Origin of the sequence: Pseudidiomarina atlantica (assembly GCF_000753735.1) — a bacterium.
Classification (GTDB): domain Bacteria; phylum Pseudomonadota; class Gammaproteobacteria; order Enterobacterales; family Alteromonadaceae; genus Pseudidiomarina; species Pseudidiomarina atlantica.
On record NZ_JPIN01000007.1, the window covers coordinates 1 to 23,516 of the forward strand.

At 50.6% G+C, this 23,516-nt stretch carries 26 protein-coding genes and 8 tRNA genes; 15 read left to right on the forward strand and 19 right to left on the reverse strand.

Annotated features, from left to right (window positions below):
- Positions 1 to 175: 175 nt before the first annotated feature.
- From IDAT_RS07095 to gltX, 6 genes are all read right to left on the reverse strand, one after another.
- A tRNA-Glu gene (locus tag IDAT_RS07095) sits at positions 176 to 251 on the reverse strand.
- 29 nt (positions 252 to 280) lie between these two features.
- Positions 281 to 356 (reverse strand) — tRNA-Glu (locus tag IDAT_RS07100).
- A 35-nt stretch (positions 357 to 391) separates the two neighbouring features.
- Positions 392 to 467 (reverse strand) — tRNA-Glu (locus tag IDAT_RS07105).
- Between the two features lie 29 nt (positions 468 to 496).
- Positions 497 to 572: transfer RNA gene (locus IDAT_RS07110), tRNA-Ala, on the reverse strand.
- 144 nt (positions 573 to 716) lie between these two features.
- A complete protein-coding gene (gene can, locus IDAT_RS07115; protein ID WP_034732352.1) occupies positions 717 to 1,346 on the reverse strand; it encodes a carbonate dehydratase in 630 nt (209 codons plus the stop codon).
- 8 nt (positions 1,347 to 1,354) lie between these two features.
- A complete protein-coding gene (gene gltX, locus IDAT_RS07120; RefSeq protein ID WP_034732354.1) occupies positions 1,355 to 2,767 on the reverse strand; it encodes a glutamate--tRNA ligase in 1,413 nt (470 codons plus the stop codon).
- A gap of 205 nt (positions 2,768 to 2,972) precedes the next feature.
- On the opposite strand from gltX, the gene IDAT_RS07125 reads away from it, so the two are divergent.
- Positions 2,973 to 3,048: transfer RNA gene (locus IDAT_RS07125), tRNA-Val, on the forward strand.
- Between the two features lie 28 nt (positions 3,049 to 3,076).
- Positions 3,077 to 3,152, forward strand: a tRNA-Val gene (locus IDAT_RS07130).
- Between the two features lie 100 nt (positions 3,153 to 3,252).
- Here IDAT_RS07130 and IDAT_RS07135 read toward each other — a convergent pair.
- Genes IDAT_RS07135 through IDAT_RS07145 form a run of 3 tightly spaced genes read right to left on the reverse strand, consistent with a single transcriptional unit; the run spans position 3,253 to position 7,128 of the window.
- Positions 3,253 to 3,741: a DUF2919 family protein gene (locus IDAT_RS07135; RefSeq protein ID WP_051986641.1), complete on the reverse strand. Its 489-nt coding sequence runs from the start codon at positions 3,739 to 3,741 to the stop codon at positions 3,253 to 3,255.
- Positions 3,742 to 3,745: 4 nt separating this feature from the next.
- Positions 3,746 to 5,770 carry an excinuclease ABC subunit UvrB gene (gene uvrB / locus IDAT_RS07140; RefSeq protein ID WP_034732356.1) on the reverse strand — a complete coding sequence of 675 codons (2,025 nt, stop codon included), beginning with the start codon at positions 5,768 to 5,770 and terminating at the stop codon, positions 3,746 to 3,748.
- Positions 5,767 to 7,128: an MATE family efflux transporter gene (locus tag IDAT_RS07145; protein WP_034732358.1), complete on the reverse strand. Its 1,362-nt coding sequence runs from the start codon at positions 7,126 to 7,128 to the stop codon at positions 5,767 to 5,769. Before IDAT_RS07145 ends, uvrB begins: the two co-directional genes overlap by 4 nt.
- 197 nt (positions 7,129 to 7,325) lie before the next feature.
- Between IDAT_RS07145 and IDAT_RS07150 the strand changes: the two genes are divergently transcribed.
- The 3 genes from IDAT_RS07150 to IDAT_RS07165 all read left to right on the forward strand — a co-directional run bounded on the left by IDAT_RS07150 (position 7,326) and on the right by IDAT_RS07165 (position 9,268).
- Positions 7,326 to 8,540: a pyridoxal phosphate-dependent aminotransferase gene (locus IDAT_RS07150; RefSeq protein ID WP_244441612.1), complete on the forward strand. Its 1,215-nt coding sequence runs from the start codon at positions 7,326 to 7,328 to the stop codon at positions 8,538 to 8,540.
- 540 nt (positions 8,541 to 9,080) lie between these two features.
- Positions 9,081 to 9,157, forward strand: a tRNA-Asn gene (locus IDAT_RS07160).
- 34 nt (positions 9,158 to 9,191) lie between these two features.
- Positions 9,192 to 9,268: transfer RNA gene (locus IDAT_RS07165), tRNA-Asn, on the forward strand.
- 13 nt (positions 9,269 to 9,281) lie between these two features.
- Here the strand turns inward: IDAT_RS07165 and IDAT_RS07170 are convergent.
- Positions 9,282 to 10,361, reverse strand: coding sequence for an MJ1255/VC2487 family glycosyltransferase (locus IDAT_RS07170; protein ID WP_034732362.1), 1,080 nt, complete (start codon positions 10,359 to 10,361; stop codon positions 9,282 to 9,284).
- A 12-nt stretch (positions 10,362 to 10,373) separates the two neighbouring features.
- Complete coding sequence (locus IDAT_RS07175) at positions 10,374 to 10,910, reverse strand: phosphatase PAP2 family protein (RefSeq protein ID WP_034732364.1); 537 nt, start codon at positions 10,908 to 10,910, stop codon at positions 10,374 to 10,376.
- 189 nt (positions 10,911 to 11,099) lie between these two features.
- Here IDAT_RS07175 and rsxA point away from each other — a divergent pair, with 189 nt between their 5' ends.
- From rsxA to IDAT_RS07225, 10 genes are read left to right on the forward strand one after another with little or no spacing between them, the layout of a single operon-like run.
- Positions 11,100 to 11,684, forward strand: coding sequence for an electron transport complex subunit RsxA (rsxA, locus tag IDAT_RS07180; protein ID WP_034732367.1), 585 nt, complete (start codon positions 11,100 to 11,102; stop codon positions 11,682 to 11,684).
- Positions 11,681 to 12,241, forward strand: coding sequence for an electron transport complex subunit RsxB (gene rsxB, locus IDAT_RS07185; protein WP_034732369.1), 561 nt, complete (start codon positions 11,681 to 11,683; stop codon positions 12,239 to 12,241). Before rsxA ends, rsxB begins: the two co-directional genes overlap by 4 nt.
- A gap of 1 nt (position 12,242) precedes the next feature.
- Complete coding sequence (gene rsxC, locus IDAT_RS07190) at positions 12,243 to 13,871, forward strand: electron transport complex subunit RsxC (RefSeq protein ID WP_051986642.1); 1,629 nt, start codon at positions 12,243 to 12,245, stop codon at positions 13,869 to 13,871.
- Positions 13,868 to 14,941 carry an electron transport complex subunit RsxD gene (gene rsxD / locus IDAT_RS07195; RefSeq protein ID WP_034732371.1) on the forward strand — a complete coding sequence of 358 codons (1,074 nt, stop codon included), beginning with the start codon at positions 13,868 to 13,870 and terminating at the stop codon, positions 14,939 to 14,941. The genes rsxC and rsxD overlap by 4 nt, the downstream gene beginning before the upstream one ends.
- Positions 14,938 to 15,573 carry an electron transport complex subunit RsxG gene (rsxG, locus tag IDAT_RS07200; RefSeq protein WP_034732373.1) on the forward strand — a complete coding sequence of 212 codons (636 nt, stop codon included), beginning with the start codon at positions 14,938 to 14,940 and terminating at the stop codon, positions 15,571 to 15,573. The genes rsxD and rsxG overlap by 4 nt, the downstream gene beginning before the upstream one ends.
- Positions 15,570 to 16,259 carry an electron transport complex subunit E gene (locus tag IDAT_RS07205; protein ID WP_034732375.1) on the forward strand — a complete coding sequence of 230 codons (690 nt, stop codon included), beginning with the start codon at positions 15,570 to 15,572 and terminating at the stop codon, positions 16,257 to 16,259. The genes rsxG and IDAT_RS07205 overlap by 4 nt, the downstream gene beginning before the upstream one ends.
- A 14-nt stretch (positions 16,260 to 16,273) precedes the next feature.
- Entirely contained in the window at positions 16,274 to 16,912 is a 639-nt protein-coding gene (gene nth / locus IDAT_RS07210; protein ID WP_034732377.1) for an endonuclease III, read from the forward strand.
- A gap of 37 nt (positions 16,913 to 16,949) precedes the next feature.
- Positions 16,950 to 17,348 (forward strand): lactoylglutathione lyase, encoded by a 399-nt coding sequence (gene gloA, locus IDAT_RS07215; RefSeq protein WP_034732378.1) that lies wholly within the window; start codon positions 16,950 to 16,952, stop codon positions 17,346 to 17,348.
- Complete coding sequence (rnt, locus tag IDAT_RS07220) at positions 17,345 to 17,980, forward strand: ribonuclease T (RefSeq protein ID WP_034732379.1); 636 nt, start codon at positions 17,345 to 17,347, stop codon at positions 17,978 to 17,980. Before gloA ends, rnt begins: the two co-directional genes overlap by 4 nt.
- 32 nt (positions 17,981 to 18,012) lie before the next feature.
- A complete protein-coding gene (locus IDAT_RS07225) occupies positions 18,013 to 18,630 on the forward strand; it encodes a DUF2238 domain-containing protein (RefSeq protein ID WP_034732380.1) in 618 nt (205 codons plus the stop codon).
- A gap of 17 nt (positions 18,631 to 18,647) precedes the next feature.
- Here the strand turns inward: IDAT_RS07225 and IDAT_RS13295 are convergent, their stop codons facing one another.
- From IDAT_RS13295 to ybaK, 8 genes are all read right to left on the reverse strand, one after another.
- On the reverse strand, positions 18,648 to 18,824 hold the full coding sequence (locus IDAT_RS13295) for a DUF6435 family protein (protein ID WP_126770719.1): 177 nt from the start codon (positions 18,822 to 18,824) through the stop codon (positions 18,648 to 18,650).
- Between the two features lie 203 nt (positions 18,825 to 19,027).
- On the reverse strand, positions 19,028 to 19,435 hold the full coding sequence (locus tag IDAT_RS07230; protein ID WP_034732381.1) for a GFA family protein: 408 nt from the start codon (positions 19,433 to 19,435) through the stop codon (positions 19,028 to 19,030).
- A gap of 96 nt (positions 19,436 to 19,531) precedes the next feature.
- Positions 19,532 to 20,254, reverse strand: a complete 723-nt coding sequence (locus IDAT_RS07235) for a hypothetical protein (RefSeq protein ID WP_051986643.1) — start codon at positions 20,252 to 20,254, stop codon at positions 19,532 to 19,534.
- A 31-nt stretch (positions 20,255 to 20,285) separates the two neighbouring features.
- Positions 20,286 to 20,693: a GFA family protein gene (locus IDAT_RS07240; protein WP_034732382.1), complete on the reverse strand. Its 408-nt coding sequence runs from the start codon at positions 20,691 to 20,693 to the stop codon at positions 20,286 to 20,288.
- Between the two features lie 93 nt (positions 20,694 to 20,786).
- Positions 20,787 to 22,052, reverse strand: coding sequence for a type II toxin-antitoxin system HipA family toxin (locus IDAT_RS07245; RefSeq protein ID WP_034732383.1), 1,266 nt, complete (start codon positions 22,050 to 22,052; stop codon positions 20,787 to 20,789).
- Between the two features lie 5 nt (positions 22,053 to 22,057).
- Complete coding sequence (locus tag IDAT_RS07250) at positions 22,058 to 22,342, reverse strand: helix-turn-helix domain-containing protein (protein WP_051986644.1); 285 nt, start codon at positions 22,340 to 22,342, stop codon at positions 22,058 to 22,060.
- Positions 22,343 to 22,570: 228 nt separating this feature from the next.
- Positions 22,571 to 22,840 (reverse strand): hypothetical protein, encoded by a 270-nt coding sequence (locus IDAT_RS07255; protein ID WP_034732734.1) that lies wholly within the window; start codon positions 22,838 to 22,840, stop codon positions 22,571 to 22,573.
- Between the two features lie 196 nt (positions 22,841 to 23,036).
- Positions 23,037 to 23,504 carry a Cys-tRNA(Pro) deacylase gene (gene ybaK / locus IDAT_RS07260; RefSeq protein WP_034732384.1) on the reverse strand — a complete coding sequence of 156 codons (468 nt, stop codon included), beginning with the start codon at positions 23,502 to 23,504 and terminating at the stop codon, positions 23,037 to 23,039.
- Positions 23,505 to 23,516 lie beyond the last annotated feature (12 nt).

Consider the following 23,516-nt stretch of genomic DNA (forward strand, 5'->3'; position numbering starts at 1 on the left):
TTCCTATCAACGTATATTATTGTTAATAGATTGATAACAAGATGTGGCGAGCGCGTCAATTTATTTTACAAACTTTACATTTGAATTATAAGCAGAAATTGAACATTATGCGTAAATGTGCGGTTTTGAATTGTGTATAGATTGAATAAGAAAGGAAAGATAAAGTACGAAGAAATGGCGTCCCCTAGGGGATTCGAACCCCTGTTACCGCCGTGAAAGGGCGGTGTCCTAGGCCTCTAGACGAAGGGGACCCCGGACTTGCGGTTGCGATGACTGAATGTGGCGTCCCCTAGGGGATTCGAACCCCTGTTACCGCCGTGAAAGGGCGGTGTCCTAGGCCTCTAGACGAAGGGGACGCAGAACATTCAAGTTGTCTCGCTGATTTTGAAAATGGCGTCCCCTAGGGGATTCGAACCCCTGTTACCGCCGTGAAAGGGCGGTGTCCTAGGCCTCTAGACGAAGGGGACGCGGTATTTCAAAATCGTGTCAGATGCTTTGGTGGAGCTAAGCGGGATCGAACCGCTGACCTCTTGCATGCCATGCAAGCGCTCTCCCAGCTGAGCTATAGCCCCGTAACCCTGACAGCGGGGCGAATTCTATGGTAATTCGCTGCTTACCGTCAACCTTTTTTTTGGCAAAAAGAACCGTTTGCCGATTTTTAAAGCAGTTCGCGCAAATGCCGCGCAATTGTTGTGCAAATGCGCGACAAACACGGCTTAATCATTAAAATGATAAATCCGCTCGAGCGATGCTTTGTCACGCACGGTAACGTTCATATCACGCACCAAACCGTCTTCCAAACTGTATACCCAGCCATGTAGCGCGAGTTCCTGACCACGCTCCCACGCGCCCTGCACTATGGTGGTTTTGGCGAGGTTTCGAACTTGCTCTATTACGTTGAGTTCACACAATCGATCGATACGTGCTTTGTCTTCTAACAGGTCAAGTTCGTCGTGATGCTCACGGTAGATGTCTTTGATTGGATACAGCCAGTGATCCACAAGACCGTGGCTGCAATTTTCGGTGGCAGCGCGAACGCCGCCACAACCATAGTGCCCTACTACTAGTATATGCTTCACCTGCAGCGCATCGACGGCGTACTGCACCACCGACAGACAGTTAAAATCGGTCTGGATCACTTGATTGGCGACGTTGCGGTGCACGAAAAGTTCGCCAGGCGCCATGTCGACAACTTGGTTCGCCGGTACCCGACTGTCTGAGCACCCAATCCACAAGTATTCCGGTGATTGTTGTGCTACCAGATCGGCGAAAAAATTAGGCTGCTCGGCGATCTGGCGTTGTGCCCATTCACGATTCTTTTCCAGTAGCTGACGAATTTTCGGCATCAGAGGTCCTATTGTTGTGCGTTCTCACGCTCAATGATATAGGAAATCGCGCGGTCGATACGTCGTACCACTTGATCTTGATCAAGTAATTCGAGCGTGACGTCCAGCGAAGGAGAGTTACCACCACCGGTCACGGCTACACGCAACGGCATACCTACTTTGCCCATACCTACTTCGAGGTCGTCTGCGACACCTTGAATCGCGGCTTGAATCGTTGCGGCATCCCACGTGGTTAATGCTTGCAATCGTTGCTGCACGGTAGCGAGTGCTTCACGGGCAACCGGGCGCAGGTGCTTTTTCGCTGCACCCTCTTCAAAATCTTCGTACTCTTCATAAAAATAGCGCGCAGCGACCACCATTTCTTTCAGCGTTTTGACACGATCGGCTAACAGCGGAATGATTTTTTCAAGCGCCGGCCCTTTGCTGACATCAACCGCTTGATCGCTAAAGTGCCATTGCAAATGCTCAGCAACTTCACTCACTGGCAAACTTTTCATGTAGTGCTGATTCAACCAATTGAGTTTTTCGGTGTTAAACGCTGACGCAGCTTTATTGACGTCATCTAGACTGAACAGCTTGATCATTTCATCAATACTGAAAATTTCTTGATCGCCGTGGGACCACCCCAAGCGCACTAAATAATTGAGCACCGCTTGCGGCAAGTAGCCGTCATCGCGATACTGCATCACGCTCACGGCGCCGTGACGCTTGGATAGCTTCTTGCCGTCGTCGCCCAAAATCATTGAAACATGCGCATACTCAGGCACTGGTGCACCGAGCGCTTGCAGAATGTTGATTTGCCGTGGCGTGTTATTGATATGGTCTTCACCACGCACCACGTGGGTAATATTCATTTCCCAGTCATCAATGACCACACAAAAGTTATACGTCGGTGTGCCATCGCTGCGAGCAATGATGAGGTCATCCAATTCGGTATTCGCGAACTCGATAGGACCACGAATGTGATCGTTGAATTTCACAGCACCGGTTTGTGGATTGCGAAAACGCACAACGTAACGCTCGCCACTGACATTGGGGTTGTCTCGACAGTGTCCGTCGTAACGTGGCTTCTCGCCGCGCGCCATTTGCTCTTCACGCATTTGCTCAAGGCGCTCTTGTGAGCAATAACATTTATAGGCTTTGTCTTCGGCCAACAGTTTATCGATGTAATGTTCGTAGCGATCAAAGCGCTTGGTTTGGTAGTAAGGACCCTCATCCCAGTTCAGCCCTAACCATTCCATGCCTTCAAGAATAGCGTCGATGGCCGGCTGAGTTGAGCGCTCGCGGTCAGTGTCTTCAATCCGCAACACAAACTTACCGCCAGCAGCTTTGGCTACCAACCATGAATAAAGAGCTGTACGTGCGCCACCGACATGTAAATAGCCGGTTGGGCTTGGGGCAAAACGAGTGACTACTGTCATAACAGTTGCATTCTCCGCATCTTTCGGGTTATTTTGCTGCGTAGTTTACCAATAAGCAGCGTGTGTCGCACCTGCGGTTTTGGGCTAATTTGCCTGAATCGTCGTCGATTCGGTGAAAAAGTCAGCAGTCAGTTAGTTATCGACATATTTTCTGTTGACAGCAACGCGAGGCACCCTATAATACGCCCCGCAAAGCAGAGATAACGGATGGTTAGCTCAGCTGGGAGAGCACCGCCCTTACAAGGCGGGGGTCACTGGTTCGAACCCAGTACCATCCACCACTTCTCCAGTCTCTGCCGCACCCCAGATGGATGGTTAGCTCAGCTGGGAGAGCACCGCCCTTACAAGGCGGGGGTCACTGGTTCGAGCCCAGTACCATCCACCACTTCTTCGAATGTGAAAAGCGATGTTTGCTATTCGCTGTTTGCTGTTCGTTTAAAACTAAAACAACACCACACGTAGCCCGTAGTTCTACTACGGGGAAATTAGCCGTTTCCGCTATCTCGTTCACTAGCTAGCAACTGAAAGAACCTTCTCAAATGCCGTGAATACAGCAACAGCCATAGCGCTGTCAGCCAGGCAAAAATAATCAATGCTTTAACGAACGCAAAATGCGGCCAATTCGCGGCGACCAAACTACCAATCAAAACACCATCGGCGAGCCAACTTAACCACAATAACACCGGTGCTATGCGCGCGAATTTTGGCACCCAACGTGGCAATTCGGCTTTCATTTGGGTCAGCATGACCAGCACCATTAATGCCGGCACGCCGACACTCAACGTCAGCACGAATTGTTCGGTGTTGGCATAGAAAAAGCTCAGCAGACGACCGCGATCTTCACTAAACGTCAGCGAAATAATCCACGCCAAATAACCGCGCAAAAACAACGCCAGCACAAATACCAGTGCCAGCGGTGTTTTCAATTGACCGTCGTTCGTTAGATAGCGTTCATCACCAAGCCTTAACTGCATCGCCCTAACCTAATAGTTTTAAGCGTTCGCGCAAATCGGCGACGTCATCACGTAACTTGGCCGCCTTCTCAAACTCAAGATCTTTGGCCGCTTGATACATTTCTTTCTCGGTGCGCTCTAACAACTTCATCAGCGCAATAGGATCACTCAGATTGATATCGTACTTGGCTTCTTTCTCCGCCACGGCACGACGCTCCTCGTATGATTTCTTGCGCTGGCGTGCGCCACCCAAGTCCATGACATCGGTAACTCGCTTGGTTAAGCCTTTTGGTGTAATGCCTTGCGCTTCGTTGTGCGCAATTTGCTTGGCGCGACGACGGTCGGTTTCATCAATAGCGCGTTGCATCGAGCCGGTAATCTTATCGCCATACAAAATCGCTTTACCATTGACGTTACGCGCCGCACGACCAATGGTCTGAATCAACGCACGGTCGGAGCGCAAAAAGCCCTCTTTATCGGCATCGAGAATCGCTACCAAGCTGACTTCAGGCATATCCAAGCCCTCACGTAGCAGGTTGATGCCCACCAGCACATCGAATTCACCTAAGCGCAGATCACGAATGATTTCCATGCGCTCAACCGTATCAATGTCGGAATGCAGATAGCGCACTTTAATGCCATGCTCGTCCAGATAATCACTTAAGTCTTCAGCCATTTTCTTGGTCAGCGTGGTAGCAAGCACACGCTCATTGACGGCTACGCGCGCACGAACTTCAGACATTAAGTCATCGACTTGGGTAGCGACTGGACGTACTTCAATCACCGGATCAATCAACCCGGTCGGGCGTACGACTTGTTCGATGACCTCGCCAGCCGATTTTTCCAGTTCGTATTTACCCGGTGTTGCCGACACATAAATGGTTTGTGGTGCAATTGCCTCGAACTCTTCAAACTTTAACGGGCGGTTATCTAACGCTGAAGGCAGCCGAAAGCCGTAATTCACCAAGTTCTCTTTACGCGAACGGTCGCCTTTGTACATTGCCCCTACTTGCGAAACGGTCACGTGTGATTCATCGATAATTAGCAGTGCGTCGTCAGGCAAATAATCGAGTAATGTCGGTGGCGGCTCGCCCGGCGCGCGGCCGGACAAATAGCGAGAATAGTTTTCGATACCTGAGCAATAACCCAACTCCAGCATCATCTCGATGTCGTACTGGGTGCGCTGGCTGATGCGTTGCTCTTCAATCAGTTTGTTGGCATCCAGCAGTTGTTGCTTGCGATCTTTGAGTTCGTCTTTGATTTGCTCAATGGCTTTTAAAATTTTCTCGCGCGGCGTCACATAGTGGGTCTTCGGATAAATCGTCGCCCGCGCCACATCGGCTTGCGTCACCTGTCCAGTCAGCGGTTCAAAAAAGCTGATGCGATCAATCTCATCATCAAACAACTCAACCCGCACCGCCATCTCTTCAGATTCTGCTGGGAAGATATCAATCACCTCACCACGCACGCGGTAGGTGCCACGTTCGAAAGCGGCATCATTGCGTTTGTATTGCAACTCAGCCAAGCGACGTAGTATGTCGCGCTGGTCGATGATATCGCCACGGCGCAAGTGCAGCATCATTTTCATGTAGGATTCAGGATCGCCCAAACCATAAATACATGACACCGACGCCACCAACACAACGTCACGGCGTTCCATTAATGCTTTGGTCGCCGACAACCGCATTTGCTCAATGTGGTCGTTAATCGACGCGTCTTTTTCGATAAAGGTATCAGTGGTTGGCACATAAGCTTCAGGCTGATAGTAGTCGTAGTATGAGACGAAATATTCCACCGCATTGTTGGGGAAAAACTCTTTCATTTCGCCGTACAGTTGCGCCGCTAACGTCTTGTTATGCGCCAAAATAAGCGTTGGTCGTTGCACCTTTTGAATGACATTTGCCATGGTAAACGTCTTACCTGAGCCGGTCACACCGAGCAAGGTTTGGTGGGCTAACCCTGCCTCGAGGTTGTCGACCAACTGTTCAATCGCGCGCGGCTGATCGCCCGCTGGCTCAAATTCAGAGGCCAGTTCAAACTCTCGACTCATGCTGCATTCTCCTCGTGCCGTTCGCGTTGCAAATGTTTGGCAAACCACTGCCAAGCAATCAGTGCAGTAATGAAGTTCGCAATTACACCACCGGCAAACAAACCGGGAATATCGTACAGCCAAGAACCGATATAACTCAGCGGTACAAACATCACAAACAACCGCACAATACTTAACAGCAATGCCGACATCGGTGCATGCATTGCATTGAAACTAGAATTGGTCAAAATAATCACGCCTTGGACGCCATAGCCCAGTGGCATGATGTAGATAAACAGACGAATCAAGCGTGCCACCTCAGGATCATCGGTGAAGATCATGGCGATCCAAGGCGCAGTAACAATCAGCAGCAGATAGATGACCAGCTGCACGATGATGACCGCGCGCAAAGCCGTGGTGTAGGCTTCTTTTACTCGTGCAAACTGCATTGCGCCAAGATTTTGGCTCACCAGCGGCGGCAAACTCATCGATAGCGCCAATATAATCACGCTGGCCAAGGACTCGAGCCGCGTACCCACCCCAAATGCGGCAACGGCGGGAGCACCGTAGCCGGCAATAATCGCCGTCAGTACCGCCATTGCCAGCGGTGTCAGCATATTCGCGCCGGCGGCCGGCATGCCAATCGACAGAATTTGGCGCGCTGAACGCACTGGATGCGCATCGACCGGTGCCTTCGTGCTAATCAGCTTTTTGTAATGCAAGTACCACAGCACCAACACCGTCCCTATGGTCCAGCTAATGACGCTGGCAAGCGCCGCACCCTGCACTCCCAGCGCCGGAATGGGGCCGAGGCCAAAAATTAAAATAGGGTCAAAAATGGCGTTCAGCAAACCGCCCGAGGCCATGATTAAACTAGGGGTACGGGTATCACCAGAAGAACGCAGCACCGCATTGCCTACCATCGGAATGACCAACAGCGTGGCACCAATGAACCATGGGATCATGTAATCGTGAATCAACGGCATTAAGCGCGGCTGCGCTTGCAGTGCGGTAAAAATTGGGTCCATCAGCAAATAACCGACGACCGACAATGCTGCCACCAAGATGGCCGAAACCGCGAGTGCAATAAAGCCATCAAACTGCGCGTGTTCCTGTCGCCCAGCTCCGCGTTTGCGCGCCAGTACCGCCGAAGTGCCAATACCGAGGCCAATGGCGAGGCTAATTACGGTAAAAGTTACCGGAAAGGTAAAACTGACCGCAGCCAACGGATCGGTGCCCAACATACCGACGAAGAAGGTGTCGACCACATTAAAGCTAATCAGCGTGAGTACACCAATAACCACCGGCCACGTCATTTGCCATAGCGTGCGCGGAATTGGATCTTGCGTTAACGAAGTAGCTGATACAGCAGAGCTCATGCAACGTCCCGTAGGCTAAAAAGATGATGAAATTTCAAAGCTGTCCATTGTAACGGATTAACCTTTTCGGTGCTATTCAGTCACCACAAATGATCCTCAGGATCAGTATCGGATCGTGGACAAAATGCGCCGTAGATCATATAGTACGGCTCTGCATTTTGACTATCTGGCCCATCGATAACCCACAGGATCGTGTCGTGACTAAAAATGTTGTGAAGCAAACCAATGAGAGTTTACTGTTATCGGATCGCGTCAATGCGATTCAACCGTCACCTACCCTTGCCGTGTCGCAAAAAGCTTCCGAGCTAAAAGCTGCTGGTCACGACGTTATTGGTCTCGGTGTGGGCGAGCCAGATTTTGATACGCCCGAGTTTATTAAAACGGCAGCCAAAGCTGCGATTGATGCGGGTCACACCAAGTACACTGCGGTTGATGGCATCGTGCCGCTGAAACAAGCTGTCATCGACAAGTTTAAACGTGACAATCAACTTGATTACGAACTAAATCAGATTTTGATCTCCGCCGGTGGTAAACACAGCATTTTCAATTTGCTGAGCGCTTGGCTGAACCCTGGCGATGAAGTGTTGATTCCGGCGCCTTATTGGGTCTCCTACCCTGATATGGCCAAACTGGTAGGCGCCGAGCCGAAATTTATTCAAGCGGGTATTGAACAGCGCTATAAAATCACCGCAGCGCAACTGGCTGCTGCAATCACACCGAAAACCCGCTTGCTGTTTTTGAATAGTCCGTCGAACCCGACAGGTACCGCTTACAGCAAGGCAGAGCTCGCTGAACTGGCAGAAGTACTGCGCCAGCATCCACAAGTGTTGATTGCCAGCGACGACATGTACGAACACATTCTTTGGGCTGATTTCCCGTTTGCCAATATCGCTATGGCTGCGCCAGATCTGCAGCACCGCATTGTCTTGCTCTCGGGTGTGTCAAAAGCCTATGCGATGACCGGTTGGCGCATTGGTTATGCGGCAGGTCCGGCCAAACTGATTGCCGCTATGAAAAAGATGCAATCACAAAGCACATCAAACCCAGCCAGCATCAGTCAATATGCTGCATTGGCGGCCCTCAATGGCGACCAAAGCTGTATCGACACCATGGTCAGTGCCTTCAAACAACGGCATGATTATCTGGTCGATGCTTTGAACCAGATCCCAGGTATGCGTTGTATCGCCGGTGATGGCACCTTCTACACCTTCGCTAACATCGAGCAAATGATGGCAGACAAAGGTTACGCGACGGATATTGAATGGTGTGAAGCATTACTCACCGAGGCCAAAGTCGCGTTAGTGCCGGGTACTGCCTTCGGCGCACCGGGTCATTGTCGCTTTTCGTTTGCCACTGACCTTGACACGCTTAAAGAGGCCGTTAAACGCATTAGTGCTTTTGCTAACAATTAGACCGTCAGGCAAAGTTTTGTAAAGCCTTACAAAAGCTCCACAATTTATCGGTTGTGGAGCTTTTTTGATGATAAAAATTCACCAGATTTATGAAGAAATGCACAATCCGTGGTGAAAGACTATGCAGCTACAGACGGCTAAATAAAAAATTTGCGATGAATGACATGCGTTTTGTATCTTACTGTTTTAATTAATTTATTTTTTGACTACGCAATTTTTAACCAACCGCTAAATTAATCTGTAACTCGCACAGTTTAAGGCTTCTCACAGTTCTACCCACAAGGTTATCCACAGATTTAGTGGATAAGATCGGCAAGCCCACGAACCACGCGAGTTTGCCCTCGCTGTGGATAACCGAAGCCCATTGCGCACTATGCGTTATGTTATAGCGCCAGTCCTTTTTCAGGCTTGACAAAAAAATTTTCACTGTCCTTGCGCAGAAAACGCGCAAACGGTGATTTTTACTATTGACAGGGCGCGCGGGCATCTTTAACATTCGCTCCCGTTGTCGGATGACAGCTTGATGAGTATTTGCAACGTTCCCCAGTAGCTCAGTTGGTTAGAGCGGTGGACTGTTAATCCATGTGTCGTTGGTTCGAATCCAACCTGGGGAGCCACACTCATCAGCACATCCCCTCTTTAGCTTGTTATTCCCCAGTAGCTCAGTTGGTTAGAGCGGTGGACTGTTAATCCATGTGTCGTTGGTTCGAATCCAACCTGGGGAGCCAGCTAGCTCAACCGCTAGACGTGACTCCGCAACAAGCCATAATCACTACGCAATAAACTTCGTAAATCCGTTTGTTCACTCTGTTTCCATAGTTGCCGACTTAATTCATCGACCGGCGTAGTTGCGCCTGTTGCTAACCACTGTGCAACGGCACTGGCAACATCTGGCCAGAAGCATTGTTGTGCTTCACCGTTGGCAAACCAATGCCGCAAGCCTGCCTCTGACAAATGCTCAAGCTGGGTCGCTAAACCAAGCGTTGCTAAGCAGCGTGCGTTGGCGACCTGCTCAAACTGCCCCGCTAACGGGCGTACCAAAAGCTTTTTACCGTACGCTAATGCCTCGCTACTGGTTTCAAAACCAGCGTTGCTTATGACCCCCTCAGCTTGCATAAAAAGCTCAGCAAAACGCTGTCTAGAAGGCGGATAATAATCGATGCCTGCCAACCGCTGTCGTTTCGCCTCTGGATGAAACACGCTAAAGCGATACTGCGGGAACTGCGCCAACAGACGGTGCACCGCTAATAGCGATTCAAACGGCAGATAAACCAAGTAATGATCTGACTCAACGTCGCTTGGCTCGGAACGGTGATGCACAATCGGCGGTAACGTGTGTTGACCATCTTTGACCCAATGCATACCCACCACGTCACTTACTGGCGCAAAGAACTTAATCAACTTATTGTAGAACCACGGCAAATGCAGCGTTTTCGTCGGTTGGTAAAAGGCATACTGACGGCCCACACCAATACAGCGTTTGCCCTGACGTTTTGCCGCCCAAGCCACCACCGGCTCGTAGTCGGTGACAATCAAATCGTACGGACTCAAGTCGAGTGTGTTCACGTCGTGCCAAAATTGCCGCCAGTTGTTGCTCTTCAGGGTTTGCAGTAAGTCGATTTGACCATTTTTAACGGCAAAGGATAGCCCTTTGCGCCATTGCCATTGCGGAAACGCCTGCATGTCAAAGAGCAATTCTTGTGGCCGTCCCGAGACCAGATAATCCACCTCAACAGCGTGCTGCTGTAACGCTTCTGCAAGCGCTGAACAACGACTTAAATGGCCATTGCCGGTGCCTTGAATACCGAGCAAGATCTTCATACGCGAACTCCTTTAAATCGTGATGGGATCCATTAAACTAAGCGCGATTCCGGCCAGACCAGTACCAAGCGCGGCGCCAGCGAGGATGTCGCCGGGATAATGCACCCCCAGTAACAACCGCGACAGCCCTACAGCGGTAGCCCAGCAGAGCCAGACCGGTGCTAAATGAGGCAGGAAATAACAGGCCAAGGTGGCAAATAAAAATGCCGCGGTGGTGTGCCCTGAAGGAAAGCTAAATTGATCGTGGGCTTGTATTACTGCAGTAATAGAAAGTGTTTGATAAGGGCGCGGGCGTTTTAACCAGCGCTTGATCAGCATAAAAGTAGGAATTTCGATGGCAAAGCCGGTGAACAGCGTGGGCAACATGCGCCGATCGATCAGTTCATCGGTAAAATAGAAGTACAACGCAACAATGGCGTAGCAATAACCATCTCCCGAGCGAGATAGCCAACGCACCCAGCGTTGTTGCTGAATACTTTGAGCTCGTTGCGTTAACCAACAAAACCACTGTTGATCGTATCGGCTTAACGTCGCTAACCAGCGCCCCATGGCAAGGCCCCTTCTTGGCTCGATTTAGCGCCACCTTACGGGGCTTTAATGGCGCTTTTGCGACAACTAAATGAAGATTCAATGACAAAGCCGAATAACACTACAGTCTATCGGTTGTTTCAAACGGCTAAACGTTCGATAATATGGCAATTAGTTTCGTTACTTTTTCAGACCAATCAGGTGTAGCTCATGGGTGAGTATTTGCTACTACTAGTAGCAACCGTACTGGTGAACAATTTTGTGTTGGTGAAGTTTCTCGGCTTGTGCCCGTTTATGGGGGTATCGAACAAGCTCGAGACAGCCATCGGTATGTCTGCGGCAACGACCTTTGTGCTGACCTTGGCATCGGTGTGTAGCTATCTCGTCAACCAGTATTTACTCGAACCCCTTGGCTTGGGTGCCCTGCAAACTTTGAGCTTTATTCTCGTGATTGCGGTTGTGGTGCAGTTCACTGAAATGGTGGTGCACAAAACCAGCCCAACACTGTATCGCTTGCTCGGTATCTTCTTACCGTTAATTACCACCAACTGTGCAGTGCTCGGTGTGGCCCTGTTGAACATCAATGAACAACACAACTTTATCGAATCGATTATTTATGGCTTTGGCGCGGCGGTCGGCTTCTCGTTGGTTTTGATTATGTTCTCGGCGCTGCGCGAGCGCTTAGCGGCCGCAGATGTGCCTGTTCCCTTTAAAGGCGCAGCGGTGGGCATGATCACAGCTGGACTTATGTCATTAGCATTTATGGGCTTTAGTGGTTTGGTGAGTGTCGCATGAGTATAGTGACGGCAATCATTGCACTGGGTGTTCTAGCCTTGGTGTTTGGTTTGGTACTTGGCTTTGCCGCAGTGCGGTTTAAGGTTGAGAGCGATCCTATTGTTGACCAAATCGACGCTATTTTGCCACAAACCCAATGCGGGCAATGCGGCTACCCCGGCTGTCGCCCTTATGCCGAAGCCATTGCCAATGGTGACGACATTAATAAGTGTCCGCCAGGTGGCGAGGCTACCATCAAAGCACTAGCCGATTTGCTTGGCGTTGAAGCCAAACCATTGGACGCCGCACACGGGCAAGAAGACGTGAAGAAAGTGGCGGTGATCCGTGAAGACGAATGCATTGGCTGCACCAAGTGTATCCAAGCCTGCCCCGTCGATGCCATTTTAGGTGCCGCGAAACAAATGCACACCGTCATAGCGCATGAATGTACCGGTTGCGACTTGTGTGTCGAGCCTTGCCCAGTCGATTGTATCGACATGGTGCCGGTGCAACCACGTCCAGAAAACTGGCAATGGGATTTTCAGCAAATCCCCGTGCAAGTAGTGGAGACCAAGTAGTATGCCCACGACTGCCAATCTAAAAGAAATTGAAGCAGGTCGCATTTGGACCTTCCCAGGCGGGATTCATCCACCGGAGCGCAAAGAGCTCTCCAATACGGTGCCCATTGCGCAATTACCGCTGGCCGAGACCTATACTGTGCCGTTGAAACAACACATCGGTGGCCCGGCTGAAATTTGTGTCAGTGTCGGTGAACGCGTGTTGCGTGGCCAGCCCCTAAGTAAAGCGGCGTTGGGACAAGGTCTACCGATTCATGCACCGACCTCAGGCACGGTTACCGCGATTGGCCCCGGGCGTATCGCACATCCATCGGCAATGGCCGACATCGTCATTCGTATTGCCGCCGATGGCAAAGATGAGAGTGTGCCGCAGCAAGGATTGACCGACTACACCCAGGTCTCGCGTGCTGAACTGCTCGAGCGTATTTGTATGGCAGGGATTGCCGGACTTGGCGGTGCCGGTTTCCCCACCGCACAAAAGCTAGCCCTGCAACGGCCGATTGATTATTTGATTATCAACGGCGTCGAGTGCGAACCCTATATTTCCGCCGACGACCGCTTAATGCGCGAACATGCGGCCACCATTCTTGATGGCGCAGCTATTTTGTTGCACCTTGCGGGAACCACTAAAGGTTTGGTGGCGATTGAAGATAACAAACCCGAGGCGATCGCGGCGATGCGCGAAGTGCTGGCCGATTATCCGCAGTTCAGTCTGCGCGTGGTGCCCACCAAGTATCCGTCTGGCGGCGAAAAGCAATTGATTCAATTGCTAACGGGGCGCCAAGTACCGAGCAAAGGCCTGCCTATTGATATTGGTCTGGTGATGCAAAACGTGGGTACTGCCTTCGCTGTCAGTCGTGCGATTCGCCACGGTGAAGCCCTTACCGAACGGGTCGTCACGGTCACCGGTGAGAGCGTGCAAAAGCCCGGCAATTACTGGGTACGCATTGGTACACCGGTTGCCACCCTATTACAGCAAGCAGGCTTTGTAAGTGAAGGCGAGCAGCAACGGGTAATCATGGGCGGTCCGATGATGGGCTTCACCCTGCCCGATCTCGATGTGCCCGTGGTTAAAATTACCAACTGTTTACTGATTCCAAGCACGCAAGAGCTCGCGCCGGCGCAACAAGAAATGCCGTGTATTCGCTGCGGCGCCTGTGCTGACGTGTGTCCGGCCCAGTTGCTGCCACAACAGCTGCAGTGGCTGGCAAAAGCCAAAGATTACGACGGCCTAGAGCAGCAGAACCTGTTTGACTGCATCGAGTGTGGTGCGTGCGCGTACGTCTGCCCCAGTGAAATTCCGCTAGTACATTATTATCGTAAAGCGAAAGCTGAAATCCGTAATCTGGCGCGTGAAAAAGCCAAAGCGGAAGTGGCGCGAGAACGTTTTGAAGCTCGGCAAGAGCGCTTAGAGCGCGAAAAAGAGGAACGCTTGGAACGCCATCGCAAAGCCGCTGAAGCGCGTAAACAAGCACAAGCTGAACAAGTAGCCGCCGGTGGCAACGATCCACAAGACGCCGTGCAAGCCGCTATCGCGCGGGCGAAAGCACGCAAAGCTGCGCAGCAAGCCGCCGCAAAACAAGCAGAACAGAATTCTGAAACCAGTTCGGCGGATGAGGACAAAGCATGACCTTTAAACTGGCAGCATCCCCCCACGCCCACCAACGGCGTACCACCCAGCAAATCATGCGCTGGGTGTATTTAGCGTTAGTACCGGGTGTGCTGACACTGATGTACTTTTTCGGCTGGGGTGTACTTTGGCAACTGGCACTCGCTATCGTCACCGCTTGGGTTGCTGAAGCAGCCTGCATGGCCTTACGTGGTCGTCCAATCAGCAGTGCGTGGCGCGACCACACCGCGCTGGTAACGGCAGTGTTACTGGCCATCAGTATTCCGGGCATGGCGCCGTGGTGGCTGATTGTCATTGGTACCGCATTTTCGATTATTGTGGTCAAGCACGTATATGGCGGTGTCGGTCAGAATATCTTCAATCCGGCCATGGCCGGCTATGTTTTGTTGCTGGTCAGCTTCCCTGTGCAAATGACCAGTTGGCCGCTGCCACAAAGCTTGGCGCAATTTGATCTGAGTTTCTGGGACACCACAGTGTTGATCTTTAGCGGCTACACCCCGGCCGGCTACAGTATGGAACAGTTACGCATGGGCGTTGACGGCCTCACCATGGCGACCCCATTAGATAGCCTGCGCACCGCTCTGAACCATCAATTGACCATCAGTGAAGCGCTCGCACAGCCGATTTTTAGTGGCCTTGCCGGCATCGGTTGGCAATGGATAAACGCGGCCTTCTTGCTCGGTGGCTTGGTGTTGCTGAAAGTTCGCGTCATCAGTTGGCATATTCCCGGCGGCATGTTGTTGGGGCTGCTGATCCCAGCCTCTATCGCTTGGCTGTTTGCACCGGACCAAAGCGTTTCACCGCTGATGCACCTGCTCAGTGGCGCAACCATGCTCGGCGCGTTCTTTATTGCGACCGACCCCGTCACCGCTGCCACTTCGAATCGCGGGCGCTTGTATTTTGGTTTGCTGATCGGCTTCTTGGTGTTTGTGATCCGCACTTGGGGCGGCTATCCCGACGCTGTTGCCTTCGCCGTACTGCTGGCCAATATGACCGTGCCTATTATCGATAAATATTCACAGCCAACCGCTTATGGCCATGCCTCGGGCGGACGTGGAGGTCAGTCATGATCGGTAAAAGTATGCAGCGCAACGGGCTGATCCTGGCCGCTTTTGCTATTGCCGCCACCCTATTGGTGATGCTGGTGGCGCGATTGACCGCCGAGCCCATTGCCCGTGAACAACAGCGCGAACTGCTGCAAGTCTTGAATCAATTGATTCCACCAGCGCAGCACGATAATGATTTGTATGCCAGTTGTCGGTTGATTGATGATGCCGAGCTCGCTCGCACGCCAACCCCGATGTATCTCGCAACACTTAATGGCGAGCCGACCGCAGCAGCTCTCGAAGTGGTCGCGCCCAACGGTTATTCCGGTGCCATTCGCTTATTAGTCGCGCTCAATTGGGATGGTGAAGTTGCTGGGGTGCGTACCCTACAGCACCAAGAAACACCTGGACTTGGCGATAAAATTGAATTACGCAAAAGCGATTGGATCTTGAGTTTTGATGGTATGACGGTGAATGGCAGCGACGATGAGCGCTGGGCCGTGCGCCGCGACGGTGGCGTGTTCGACCAGTTTACTGGTGCCACTATTACCCCGCGTGCTGTGGTACAAGCCGTCGAACGCACCGTGCGACGCTTTAAGCAACAAAAATTGCAGTGGCAACAAACGGCTACTGCCTGCGAAGGTGAAACCTCATGAGCTATCGTGAACTGACGTGGCAAGGGCTGTGGCAGAATAACCCAGCCTTGGTGCAACTCCTTGGCCTCTGTCCATTATTGGCGGTGAGTAACACCGTGACCAATGCCCTCGGTCTTGGACTCGCCACCTTATTGGTACTAGTTGGCTCCAACATTACCGTCTCTTTGGTGCGCGAATGGGTACCCAAAGAAATCCGTATTCCGGTCTTTGTGATGGTTATCGCGACCTTTGTGACCGTGATTCAGTTGCTGATGAATGCCTACGTGTATGGCTTGTACCAAGCCCTCGGTATTTTTATTCCATTGATTGTCACTAACTGCGTGATCATTGGTCGCGCCGAAGCCTACGCCTCGAAAAACCCGTGGCACCACGCAGCTTATGATGGCTTGATGATGGGCTTAGGCTTTTTAATCGTGTTGGTGTTACTGGGCGGCATTCGCGAAGTCATCGGCAATGGCACCCTCTTTGACGGCGCTGAATTGTTGCTCGGTGACTGGGCGACAGCCCTGCGCATTGAGTTATTCGCCGTCGATTATCCGTTGTTGCTAGCGATTCTACCGCCGGGCGCATTCATCGCCATGGGCTTCATCATCGCGCTGAAAAATGGCATCGACCGCTATCTCGAACAACGCGCCAGCAAACCCGTTAAAGAAGTCACGCGTGCGCGTGTGACGTCGCAAGGCTAAGCACTGACGTAGCTATGAATAAACAAAAACGCATTGAAATCCTAACCCGTTTGCGCAACGAAAATCCGCACCCGACCACCGAGCTTGAATACGACTCGGTGTTCGAGTTATTGATCGCAGTCATGCTGTCGGCACAAGCCACCGACGTCGGCGTTAATAAAGCAACGCGTAAATTGTTCCCGGTTGCCAATACGCCGGCCGCCATGCTGGAACTCGGTGTTGACGGAGTGAAGCACTACATTAAAACCATTGGTTTGTTTAACGCCAAGGCCGAGAACGTAATCAAGACCTGTCAACTACTTGTTGACCACTACGACGGTCAAGTCCCCGAAGACCGTGCGGCATTAGAAGCCTTGCCGGGAGTGGGTCGCAAAACGGCGAATGTCGTGCTCAACACCGCTTTTGGCTGGCCAACCATTGCCGTCGACACGCACATTTTTCGGGTCGCCAACCGCACCAAGTTTGCCATGGGCAAGACGGTTCGCGCAGTAGAGGATAAACTCGATAAAGTGATTCCGGCGGAATTTAAGGTAGATGCGCACCATTGGTTTATTTTGCATGGTCGCTATACCTGCATTGCACGCAAACCACGTTGCGGCAGCTGCTTGATTGAAGACTTATGTGAATTTAAAGAGAAAACTTCCGACGAGTAAGGGAAGTTGTAACAAAAGTAAGCAAAGGAGTACCACGATGAGAATGCTACATACCATGTTACGCGTGGGCGATTTAGACCGCTCAATCCAATTTTATACCGAATTACTTGGCATGAAATTGTTGCGTCAAGCAGACAACGAGGAATACAAATACACGCTTGCTTTTGTCGGTTACGGCGACGAAGCCGACCATACCGTGCTTGAGCTGACCTACAACTGGGGCAAAAGTGAGTATGATTTAGGCGACGCCTACGGGCACATCGCCATTGGCGTGGAAGACATTTATGGTTTGTGTGAGCAGCTCGAAGCCAAAGGTGCTGACGTCTATCGCAAACCAGGGCCAGTGAAAGGCGGCAAAACTGTGATTGCCTTTGTCCGTGACCCTGACGGTTACGCTATCGAATTGATCGATCGCAAACCAAGCGACGATTTATGAGTGAGCACACCGCCAAGTTAATGCAGGAGCGGTTTCGTGGCTACCTGCCGGTCGTTATTGACGTCGAAACCGCCGGTTTTAATGCGAAAACCGATGCCTTGCTGGAAATTGCGGCCGTTACCCTCGCCTTTGATGACGAGGGTTGGCTGCACCCTGCTGAGCGCTTGCACTTTCATGTGCAACCCTTTGCTGGTGCCAACATCGAGCAAGCTGCCATTGACTTCAACGGTATCGATCCACACTCACCACTGCGCGGGGCTGTTAGCGAAGAAGAAGCGCTGAAAGAAATGTTCAAGCCGATCCGCAAAGCGCAGAAGGAAGCCGGTTGTCAGCGTTGCGTGTTGGTCGGTCATAATGCAACCTTTGATCATGGCTTTGTGATGGCCGCGGCTGAGCGCGCTGCACTCAAGCGCAATCCATTTCACCCGTTTGTCACCTTCGACACGGCCGCGCTTGCTGCCCTTACCCTCGGGCAAACAGTGCTGATGAAAGCCTGTCAGTCGGCCGGTATCGCGTTCGATGGCAAGCAAGCACATTCCGCTCTGTACGATACCGAACGCACTGCTGAGTTGTTCTGTTGGATGATAAATCGCTATAAAAATCTTGGCGGTTGGCCATTACAGGGGCAATAATAGCAGCACAATAACAACAATAAGGAACCACCATGGTCGCAACCCCTCCCGTCTACTCAGGTTGGCAAGCACGCGTACCGCATTTTCTCGCGATTGTCATTAGTGCCACCATGGTGTGGTCCTACATAGACCCCGCCGATAGCACCGTGTGGTGGGCCGAAATGATTCCAATTATGGCCATATTTGCCAGCTTATTGGCCACCTACCGCGCATTTCGCTTTAGCAATACCGCTTACGTGCTCATGAGTGTATTGCTGATCATGCACACTATTGGCGCCCACTACACGTTCGCCAATGTGCCTTTTGATTGGGTCACCAACACCTTTGACTTTGAACGCAATCACTACGACCGCATCGCGCATTTCAGTGTCGGCTTTTATGCCTACGCTGCAGCCGAATTATTAGTACGCAAACAATGGGCACGCCCAGTGACCGCCATGTTGTTCGGCTTGTTCTTTATCATGGCCGTGGCCGCCGCCTACGAAATCATTGAATGGCAATTTGCTGTCATTGAAGGTGGCGACGCAGGTCTGGAGTTTCTCGGTTCGCAAGGCGACATTTGGGACGCCCAAAAAGACATGCTCGCCGATACCCTAGGCGCTATCGTCGCTCTGGTACTGTTTGCCCTCTCAGGCTGGAATCGTCGCTAGAAGCGTTAGGCCGCAGCTTATTTCTCTGCGGCCTCTATTTCCTGAATCTTCTTCCACAGTTCATCCGCTTCTTGACTGATGTGCGAGCTACCGCGGATATCGCCGTTGCGCTGCATTTCCATGGCTTTCTTTTGCAGCTGCTCTAGCTCTTTGCGCATCTTCTTGGTCGGGCTCGATTTGAATAATCCAAACATCTTTGTCACTCGTTTTGGGGTTTGAGTGTTGTACGCTTGAGACGTCGGAATAGTTTTCTATTAAAGTTGATTTCTACCGAAATTCGACCGTTTGAACATTTTCAAGTTCGAGGCGACGTTCTGAAAGGATCAGTTAACTGAGCGGCCGCTGGTTGACGTACAGATCACCATCGAAGAACGTGAAACTTCCTTGACGGAAATGCTTAGCTTCTTGTTGGGAAGCCAGCGAAAACCGGAATCTTATCGATAAGCTCTTCCCAGCTTGCGCTGCTCGCGGTAAATAGATGCGCCGTTGGCGTCAGCGTGACCTCAGTATCTAAACAGCCTGCCGGTACCACCAGCATCCCCTCGTTTTGCGTGTTCGGCAGCGCAGAACCACAATGCTTGCAAAAACTTCTGCTATGTCGCGAATCAGGCAGTGTAAACAAGGTCACTGCATCGTTTCCCGATAACCAACTGAGTTGCGCTGACTGCGAGAACAAATTAGCTGCGTGCGCTGAACCCGTGTCTTTTTGGCAGTGCTTGCAATGGCACAGGTAAAAGCTGTCGAAGTCGCCTTCAACGGTAAAACTGACAGTGCCGCAGAGGCACGAACCACGATGGATAGTCATTGGCTTTCCTTGTTCGATTTCTCATGTATGTAAGTGCAAATACCCTTCAATTTGCTCAAAAATAACAGTTTCGCTGTTATAACTGCGGAACACCGTTTAGGGGCAGTTATGACAGGTACGTTTATATTCTTGCTCGAACTCATCTTGGAACGGAATCTGCAAACTCTGCGCCAATTGATGATTGGTAATTTGAAAGGTTCGTAAATCACTTTCCGACAGCCAGTAGATTCCATTATGCGGAGCCGACGTGATTGAAAACCAGTAGAAATCGTCGACTCCTAACATTCTTTGGATATAGTCGCGATGCAGGTCGTGCGCTTCGTCGTGTCTCGGAAAGTCCTTTGCCTGTTTACATTGACGTGAATTGCCGTCGCCAGAGCATTGCGCCCATGAGTGCACGCCGACATGCGCGCCCTCACCCACCGAACGACGAGCGCCGGACAAGAACAAACTTACTCCACCGGAAGCGGCTACGCCGTTCGCCATCAGATGCGTATCGAGGCCTTGCTGGCGAATGTAATGTCCGAGCTTGATCGTATCGCGATCGTTGATAGAACCGCCATTTGCGGTGAGCACAATCAATTCGATTTCGGGTGAGTCTTGCAATATGGCAATGACTTTATCTGACGTATAGGCATCAAATGTACCGAGCAGAAAGAGCGCTTGATCGACCTTTTCGACTACCGTTTGGCTTTTTGATTCCGCTTTACCGCTGTTTGCGTCGTTTATGTTTGCTAGGGCTGTTGATACGCCTACCGGAATTAATAGTCCGGTACCGAGCAGAACGGCGCTGAGTGCTTTTTTGACGCGAGTTCGCATTTTATAAATCCTATTTGATGTCGTCTGCTCGCTAACCACGATCCGCAGGGTGATTCACGCCATCATAGGTCGGAATACCGTCAATTTTTAGCGGGTTAATACCTTCTAAGCATGCCACATTAAAGCCATATTGGCTTGGGTTTGAGCGGCGCTGATGATGGGTGTAAATGCCACATTTGGAGCAAAAATAATGCTTTGCCGTTCGTGTATTGAATTGATAAAGCGTCAGCAATTCCGCACCCTTCACGATATTGATACCTGACAAAGGAACTGACGCAGCTATGGCGCCTCTTCTACGACACATAGAGCAATCGCACCGACGCACGTCAACAAGACCGTCGGGCAAAGTTAATTCAATCTCTACCGCGCCACAGTGACACGTAGCTTTGTGCTTCGCTTGAATGGGAACGCCATCTACTTGTTTTAGGTTTAGGGTCATACTTAAGTCCTTTGGCTAGGTAGACACTAGTTGCGCGTGCCAATGCATCTCTTACATGCGAGTAAAATACTGAAATGCGGTAGCCACTGTCTCTTATTCAATCCGAAAATCATCATGCAGTTTCGACCAATGCGCTCGTAGTGTCTTTTTGTGTGCTTCGTGTATAGGCAGTTCGGTTAATAGCTGAGGCCAAGCTGAACGCGCTTTTTCTAAGGTATCAATTAGGTGAACCTTAATCGCCTGCCAAGGTAGACCAACACGATTAGACCAAGTTTCAAACGAAGTCATATTGACCTGATACCAATTCTTATTTCCGGCCATGTTCAGCGCAAATTCTGTCTCGTCGTTGACGTACGGTAACGTTGAAACGATATCGTAGGCAGGTGATAACTTTGGCCGCTGCGGATCAGTATAAATTACTGACCAATTTTTAAGATGGGCATCACCATTAGCAAGCAATATATTCACTAGCAAACGCCGCGCCATTTGCTGAACGTCTTTTAAAGCTTGATGGCTAGACGAATAAAGTGCATCAGCGATTTGTTCGTAATTATGCTTTTTATACTTCTCATGGGGGTACACACCGAAAATTTGCGCAAAATCTTCGGTGTGAATGCGTTGCCCATGGCTTCTATCAAATCGCTTAATCGCATAAGCATGTTGCTCATTGGGCAACTGAATATTCGGTAAGTTATCTAGGTCAGATAATTTAACTAACTTTATTTCTGGAATATCAACACCGACGGCCTCCGCGAGGCGCATCGCCGAGAATTCATTGTAAGGCACATATTTGTGCACAGTCGACGGTGTCTTGATGATCCAGCTATCCTGGTTCGCATCAGTGCCGATGTTAAATCGACCGTCCTGATTCCGAACTGAGGAAAACTTCATCTGCACACCAGCTAAGGAAAACTTAGTTTGCGAATGCTCAACATCTATCTGTACCGCTTCAACTTGTTCACGATGATCGAGCGCCCACGCAGGCATTTGGCCAACAACGATAGGCGCTGCAATTACACCACCAGGTAAACTACCTGCCATGTGCACCAGCAAAATGAATTCATTATCAATGTGGACTTTCAGTGACTGCGCCATCCATTGTCTCAATGCTCCCTCGGGCAACAAGTTCGACAAGACTGGCGGCAGGCGTTGTGAACTGATGAGCGGTTGCTGAAGGTAGCGTTCATCGATTAACTGCGACATAGTGAATGTATTGCGCTTAGGGCCAGGCAACGCTATATAATTTGGAGAGAATACGAAGATGTTCTTGCCACCCGAATAATGTGAGATGACACCAACTTCTTGATTGTTGATGCTCAGCATGAGGCCTTCAACATACTCTTTGCGTTTCGTATTCATGGCCGTTAGTCCTCAAGATGCTTATGCTTACCAGCCCACACATTTTCAGACTCTGCGTTTGTTGGTGTCGTACGTTTGCTATCGATGCTAGTAGGATCTGAAATCGACAACTCCAAGCCTAAACCCACAAGAATACGCAACAAGGTCGAAACTTTTAGGTCCTGCCCTGACTCAACGCGCTGATACTGTTGCTGCGACATGCCAATCAGCATACGCATGTCTTTTTGTGACAGTCCTCGTTTCTTGCGCTCTTCGACTAGTAGTTCGCTAAGCTCTTTCAACGTTTTCATGAAACAACCTATGTATTGTTTTTTCTCAATATACAACTTATACGCTGTATTTTTACGAAAAACAACTTTTATAATGTTTACGTTCTTGGATTACAACTCCTAGGTTGTTATGTTGACGCTCGGTAGAAGCGAATAAATTTGAGAGCTTGATAGTCAGCTTTGTGCCAGGAGCGGACGTTAACGCGGAGCGCGCCGGCACACTTTAGTGCCTCCGAGTTACGCGAATTGTTATAAATTTTCTCGGACAAACTGCTCAACGCTGAGATGCCGTCCCTTGCTTTGGTAATGTCCATCTAAGGCATAGGCCATCTTTTCCAGCGGAGCGTTGTTATACCCAAAATATTGAATCTCTCGAATGTAGCGCTCGATGAAACCTTGAGGAGCGAGCTCTCGCCACTGCAACACATGAACCAACTCGTGGAAGTGAACCCGAAGCTCGTTTGCAGCCTCTTTCTTTATGTAATAGGTATCATTGTAGGTAATACCTGCTACGTCCATGTCGACCAGCGTACGGCTAAGCCCAGGCACACCGCCAGCACCAGGCCTGTTACCCACAGATTCTGCTGCGAAGGCATTTTGTCTGACACCTCAGCGAATACTGGGAAAGGTAACAGTAGTAACAAGGTAAGTCTTCGGAGCATGTTCTTCCTTAAATAATTCAATGACCCAGCGCAACTGACTGACTCCATGAAGTTTACTGACACAGTTCCGCGAACTTCCCATTTAACAGCGTTTTTAAGTCGCTCGGGCTCAGCTCCAGATCGACCCCTCGGCGACCGGCGCTAACAAAGATTGAAGTATGGCGATCCGCCGATATATCAATGACCGTTCTCAGGCGTTTCTTTTGACCTAGTGGGCTGACCCCGCCCAGAACATATCCTGTCGAGCGTTCTACATCAGATTTTGTAGCCATCAGAGCACGTTTAGCGCCAAGCGCTTTTGCCGCAAGTTTGAGGCTAAGCCTGGATAGCACGGGAATAATGGCGACAGCCAATTCGCTGTCATCAAGACACACCACCAGGGTTTTAAATACCTGCTCTGCAGGCGCACCCAGTTTCTCTGCCGCTTCAGCACCATAAGACGACACCGACGCATCATGAACGTACTCATGCACTGTGTGCCCTATTTGATGTTTCTTAGCTATATTAATTGCAGGAGTCATTATTGTGCGCTC